The organism is Aerococcus sp. L_32, from assembly GCF_050689315.1.
This window is the reverse complement of record NZ_JBOEQF010000449.1, coordinates 1-1,524: the sequence shown is the minus strand read 5'-3', so window position 1 is coordinate 1,524 and position 1,524 is coordinate 1. Positions and strand designations below refer to the sequence as shown.

Below are 1,524 nucleotides of genomic sequence, written 5' to 3'. Positions count from 1 at the left end.
AGGCTTATTACGCCGCAACAAAGAAAATGCGGATGATAAAATTGCCCGCATGAAAGAAGTAGGCGATGAAATCCTTGTTTTAGACAAAAAACTGGCTAAATTGGATGAGCAAGTGACTTACATTATGGATCGTTTACCAAACTTACCACATGATTCAGTACCAGTTGGTACCGATGAAGATGACAACGTTGAAGTGCGTCGTTGGAGCCAAGCTTCTGAGTTTGATTTTGAACCAAAAGCTCACTACGAAATTGGTGAAGAATTAGGTATTTTAGACTTTGAACGTGGAGCTAAAGTTTCAGGTGCGAGATTCTTATACTATCGCGGTTTAGGTGCTCGTTTAGAGCGTGCAGTTTATAACTTTATGTTAGACCAACATCAAGAAGAGGGTTACGAAGAAATCATCCCTCCTTACTTAGTGAACGACAAAGCTATGTACGGTACTGGTCAATTCCCTAAATTTACAGAAGATGTCTTCTCAACAACTAACGAAGACCGTCACCTAACATTGATTCCAACAGCCGAAGTGCCTTTAACAAACTACTTTGCGAATGAAATCATTCCAGGTGAAGATTTACCAATATACTTCACAGCAATGTCTCCAAGTTTCCGTTCAGAAGCAGGGTCAGCTGGTCGTGATACTCGTGGTTTGATTCGTCTACACCAATTCCAAAAAGTTGAAATGGTAAAATTCGCGCGCCCAGAAGATTCTTATGAAGAATTAGAAAAAATGGTTGCAAATGCCGAAAATATCCTACAAAAATTAAACTTACCATACCGTGTCATTACCCTATCAACTGGAGACATGGGCTTCTCTGCAGCCAAAACTTATGACTTAGAAGTATGGGTACCAGCGCAAGAAACATACCGTGAAATTTCTTCATGCTCAAACACGGAAGCCTTCCAAGCGCGTCGTGCTTTAATTCGTTTCCGTAACGCAAACGGTAAACCAGAATATGTGCATACATTAAATGGGTCTGGCCTAGCAGTTGGTCGTACAGTAACAGCTATTCTAGAAAACTACCAAAACGCAGATGGTTCAGTAACAATCCCTGAAGCATTAGTACCTTACATGGGTGGTATTACAGAAATCACAAAAGAAAATGCTTCTGGCGTTTCAAAATTAAAATAATGTAATACAATAGAGGCAGATTAATTTCTTTTTAATTTAACGAAAGGGGCAATTAGGATGTCTAAAGAAACAGCAGTATTTGCCGGCGGATGTTTTTGGTGTATGGTTCAACCATTCGAAGAAATGGATGGTATTGAAAAAGTTACATCAGGATACACTGGCGGCCACAAAGAAAATCCTACATATGAAGAAGTTTGCTCGGGCACAACTGGTCATACAGAAGCAGTTGAGATTGAATTTGATAATGAAAAAATAAGCTATTCAGAATTACTAGATATTTATTGGCAACAAACAGACCCAACAGATGCAATGGGGCAATTCGTTGATCGTGGGGATTCTTATCGACCTGAAATCTTTGTGAACAGCGAAGAACAGGCTAAAGCAGCAATGGC

2 protein-coding genes are annotated in these 1,524 nt (G+C 39.8%); both read left to right on the top strand.

Annotated elements, in window-relative coordinates:
- Window positions 1–1,132 (top strand): serine--tRNA ligase (gene serS, locus ACRCJ0_RS13810; protein WP_431390802.1); only part of this gene is annotated, 1,132 nt, incomplete at its 5' end.
- Between the two features lie 57 nt (window positions 1,133–1,189).
- The coding region (msrA, locus tag ACRCJ0_RS13805; RefSeq protein WP_431390801.1) for a peptide-methionine (S)-S-oxide reductase MsrA at window positions 1,190–1,524 on the top strand (335 nt) is incomplete at its 3' end.